The sequence below is a fragment of the Flavobacterium sp. W20_MBD1_R3 genome (assembly GCF_052119725.1).
Lineage (GTDB): Bacteria > Bacteroidota > Bacteroidia > Flavobacteriales > Flavobacteriaceae > Flavobacterium.
In genome coordinates, this window is the sequence record NZ_JBGQOR010000024.1 from 1 (window position 1) to 4,728 (window position 4,728).

At 37.2% G+C, this 4,728-nt stretch carries 3 protein-coding genes; all 3 read left to right on the forward strand.

The window, feature by feature from the left end; all coding sequences use genetic code 11:
• The first annotated feature begins 326 nt into the window (after positions 1 to 326).
• Positions 327 to 1,406 (forward strand): glycosyltransferase family 4 protein, encoded by a 1,080-nt coding sequence (locus tag ACEN2F_RS14550; protein ID WP_441740502.1) that lies wholly within the window; start codon positions 327 to 329, stop codon positions 1,404 to 1,406.
• A gap of 41 nt (positions 1,407 to 1,447) precedes the next feature.
• Positions 1,448 to 2,752, forward strand: a complete 1,305-nt coding sequence (locus ACEN2F_RS14555) for an O-antigen ligase family protein (protein WP_441740504.1) — start codon at positions 1,448 to 1,450, stop codon at positions 2,750 to 2,752.
• Between the two features lie 395 nt (positions 2,753 to 3,147).
• Entirely contained in the window at positions 3,148 to 4,542 is a 1,395-nt protein-coding gene (locus ACEN2F_RS14560; RefSeq protein WP_441740506.1) for an exopolysaccharide biosynthesis polyprenyl glycosylphosphotransferase, read from the forward strand.
• Positions 4,543 to 4,728: the final 186 nt, after the last annotated feature.

Here is a 4,728-nt window from a genome sequence, read left to right on the forward strand (position 1 = left end):
AACAGAAGGTGTTTAGCCAAAAACGTATCGAGAAGCGATTGTAATCTAAAGTTCTCGATACAATTTTTAAAGCTATTAGGTTTGGTTTGGTAGGTTTAATTTGTTGCAGCTTTAAAAATCACTCGAACAGACGGGGTGGGTAAAAGCCATGACGTTTGGTCTGGTTTGGAAGTTTAGGTTTGGCTTTAAAAATCACTCGAACAGACGGCGTGGGGAAAAGCCATAACGTTTGGATTAGTAAGAAAGTTTTGGTTTAGCTTTAAAAATCATTCGGACGGATGCAATGGAGTTTAGATTAATACGTAACATAAGTGATAACAAACAATATGAGGATCATTCAAATTATAGATTCACTCGATGCGGGTGGTGCAGAGCGTATGGCGGTCAGTTATGCCAATGCGCTGGCGAAAAAAATTGAATTTTCAGGTTTGGTGGTCACTCGAAAAGAAGGACCGTTGCTACATCAAATTGATGCGGGTGTTTCGTATTTGCATTTAAATAAAAAGGGAATCATTGATTTAAAAGCACTTTTTAAATTACGGCGTTATGTACAAACCCATAAAGTTTCGATTATTCACGCGCACAGCACCTCTTTTTTTCTTGCTTTTTTATTGAAATTGAGTTGTCCAAGGGTACGCTTAATTTGGCATGATCATTATGGGGACAGTGAGTTTCTGGCACAGCGACCTACGTTTGTTCTACGTCAAGTTATTCCTTTTTTTAGCGGTATTGTTGCTGTCAATCAAAAATTGAAAGGTTGGGCTGAACAAAAATTGAATTTTAGGAACACGATTTATTTGCCTAATTTCCCATCGGAAGAAAACAAGAATAGTGTAAATACCTTTTTGAAGGGGATTCCTGGAAAGCGGATTCTCTGTTTGGCTAATTTGAGAGCCCAAAAAGATCATTTTTTACTTTTGGAAGTTGCGGCTAAACTAAAAGCATCCCATCCTGAGTGGACGTTTCACTTGGTTGGAAAAGATTTTGATGATGCCTATTCCCAAAAAATTAAGGATTCTATTATTGCTTTTGATTTAGAAAAAAAGGTGTTCCTTTACGGCACTCAACAAGATGTAGCCCATATTTTGCAACAAGCGGCAATTGGAATTCTTACTTCGAAGTCAGAAGGTTTACCTGTGGCACTTTTGGAGTATGGCTGGCATAAAAAACCAATAGTAGTAACTGCAGTAGGGGAAATACCCTCTTTAATTGCTCATGGTGCAAATGGTTTTCTTGTTGCTGCACAACGGGCAGATTTGTTTTATGAGTCGCTGATTGAATTAATCAATAGTGAGGAACTGCAAATGGAATTTGGTCGCGCACTGTATCAAACGGTATTGGATCACAATTCAGAAACAATAGTTATAGCAAAGTATTTAAATTGGTTGCAAAATAGTTACAAATGAAAAACGAAGATCGATCCTATCTCTATTTAATTCTTTTCCATGTGGTGGTGGGTGCATTGGGATATTTGTTGCCTTTTACCGCAAAAATATATGGTTATTCTATCTTTATCTTTGGAATTTATTACATCATAAAAAAACAAAACCGAAACAATGAAGCGCTAATTGCAGCAGCCTATGTAGTAGGAAGCGAAGTCTTTTTAAGGATGACCGGAGGAAATCCACTCTATGAAATTTCTAAATACGGGGTTATCCTTTTTGTTTTTATCGGGATGTATTACAGTGGTTTTTCCAAAGGGGCTATTCCGTACTGGATCTTCTTGTTATTATTAGTCCCCAGTGTTATTATTTCGACCTTTGTATTGAATTTTGATACGAATATTCGCAAGGCGATTGCCTTTAATATTTCTGGTCCCGTTTGTTTGGGACTCGCCTCTTTGTATACCTTTCGGCGAAAGGTTGGGCTGGATCAAATGAATGCAATCTTGCTGAGCATGGGGCTTCCTATTATCAGTTGTATGGTGTATTTGACGCTGTATACCCCCAATGTTCAGGAGGTCATTACTGGAACCGAATCTAATTTTCAAACCTCAGGAGGGTACGGACCTAATCAGGTGGCCACCGTCTTAGGACTGGGAATGTTTATTTTTTTCTCCAGATTACTATTGGATTCTAAAACAAAATTCCAAGTGATAATCAACGCTATACTTGCGTTAAATATTACTTATCGGGGGATTATTACGTTCTCCCGAGGGGGTATGATTACCGGTTTACTGATGATATTGTTGCTGTTGGCTTTTTTATATTTTAAATCCAATCATGGTGGCAGGGTAAAACTAAACTACATTATTATACTCTTAGTTTTTGCCATGTTTGCCACGTGGACGTACACTTCCTTTCAGACGGGTGGCCTGATCAATAAACGATATTCTAATCAAGATGCTGCAGGAAGGGCAAAAGAGAGTCAGTTTACCGGCAGGGAGGATGTCGCGAGAAATGAAATTAGTACTTTTTTTAAGAATCCAATTTTTGGTGTCGGTGTAGGCAAAGGAGTGGAAGTACGGGAGGATGAAACAGGGATCAAAGTGTTGTCCCACGATGAAATCACTCGAATGCTGGCCGAGCACGGATCTTTAGGGGTCTTGGCGTTATTGATTTTGTTTTTTACGCCGTTGATTTTGTATTTGGAAAATAAGTTCAATATGTTTTTATTGTGTTTTGTGGCCTTTTGGTTTTTAACTATTAATCATGCCGCGATGCGTACTGCCGCTCCTGCGTTTGTGTATTCGTTGTCGCTACTCAACGTGCAGTTGGGATTTCCTAGGAAAAAGAGTGTTAGAGAAGAGTAGTGAAGAGAAAAGGGGGAAGATTAGAGAGGGAAGAATCAAGAGAAAAAAACATTTCCTATATATTTTCGTTTTACCCCGGTCCTAAAGGGAGCCGAAAATTAGAGAGTTTGGGTTTTAATTTTCGTTTTACCCCGACTCTAAAGCGAGTCGAAAATTTAGGACTATCTTGGAATGATATTGCGTAATGTTTTCTTTTTCCCTCCCTTTAGGGTTGGGGAAGGAAAAGAAACGAATGGTCTTTATTTTCGCTATTTTTTTTCACAGGATTTTGTTGCGAATGTGCTTCTATTTTAAAAAAATATTGGTTAAACGTACATTTTGTTTAAAAAGATATACCTCCAGAAATTTATTTTGGAACAAAAACATTAAATTGCACCCGTACCAAAGTATATATCATGTTTTCAGTTGACAAAATGCATTTTGAAATATCAGAGCGAAAGATGATTCTTCGGCTTTTTGACGTTCTGTTTGTTTTGACGGCTTTGTACGTGACGGGAAAAGTATTTGCTTTTAACTATTTTGAAATATCCACTACTAATTATTTCTGGACGATCGTGTTGGCCGTTTATCTGAATGTATTTGGAACTATTTTTGAAATGTACAATCTTCAAGTGGCCAGTAACCAATTTCAGGTGTTGAAAAGTACTCTTATTACGGTTTCTACGACCGTTTTGGTGTATTTACTGACGCCTTTTTTTTCTCCAGCGTTGCCCTCAAACCGACTCCAAATATTGCTGTTTTTTCTCGTTATCTTCCTCTCGTTATTTTTGTGGCGAATGCTATATGTTAGTTTTTTAGCTTCTAATAGGTTTTTTCAGAAAGCGATCTTGATTTGTGATCAGGAGCAGGTACAAGAATTGATTTTAGGTCTCGAAAATATTGATCCGCATTACAAAATTATTGGGTTTGTTAACGTGGATACTAATGAAAAAGAAATTGAAGCCTACCACTATGTTCAGCATATAAAAAGAGAAGATTTGTTTTCTTTTGTAAAAGAAAATGGGGTTTCTGAAATTGTAATTGCTTCCCAAAAAACGGAAGGTATCACGGCTGATTTGTACCAACAATTGTTGCATTTGCTGGAGTTGGGAAATATTATTCGGGAATATACGCAGGTGTACGAAAGTAAAACCTATCGCATTCCGGTGCAATACATGTCACGAGATTTTTACCGATTTTTCCCTTTTAGTCGAAGTAATCAAAATAAATTATATTTACTTGTGGTGCGAATTTTTGAGATTGCCGTTTCCTTATCTGGTCTGGTCGTTGGTTCTTTATTGTTTCCGCTCATTTTAGTTGGAAATGCAATAGGAAACAGGGGACATTTGTTTTATTCACAGGAACGGGTGGGAAAGGATGGTGCTATTTTTAAAATATTAAAATTCAGAACTATGGTTAAAAATGCCGAAACCAATGGTGCTGTTTTTACTACAACTAATGATTCGCGAGTGACCGCGTTTGGGAAATTTCTCCGCAAAACCAGAATGGATGAATTTCCTCAGTTTATCAACATACTAAAAGGCGATATGGCAGTTATTGGACCGCGTCCAGAGCGCCCCGTTTTTGTTAAAGAAATTGCCGGAATAATGCCTTTTTATGAAACCAGACACATCATCAAACCCGGGCTTACCGGTTGGGCGCAAGTCAATTATGCGTATGGGGAAACCATCGAAGACAGCTTAATTAAACTGCAGTATGATTTGTATTATATCAAGCATCGCAGTATTTATCTGGATTTAAATATTTCTTTCAAAACCATAACTACCGTGTTGTTCTACAGGGGACAGTAACTATTAGGAATAAAACAATGTCGCATTTTTTTCACCATATAAGTCATGTAAGTTTAAGTTTCGATTGTGGTAGCCTTATGTAACTTAAATAATCATAAGGTCATTTAAAGTTTAATTCTTATATGACTTATATGTTAAATATTATTTCACTCATTTTTTAGTATGACATTAAATAGGTCCAACTAC

Excerpts from the sequence above, each read along its gene's own strand:
- ACEN2F_RS14560 (WP_441740506.1), top strand. The coding sequence starts at position 3,148 with ATGTTTTCAGTTGACAAAATGCATTTTGAAATATCAGAGCGAAAGATG.
- ACEN2F_RS14550 (WP_441740502.1), top strand. The coding sequence starts at position 327 with ATGAGGATCATTCAAATTATAGATTCACTCGATGCGGGTGGTGCAGAG.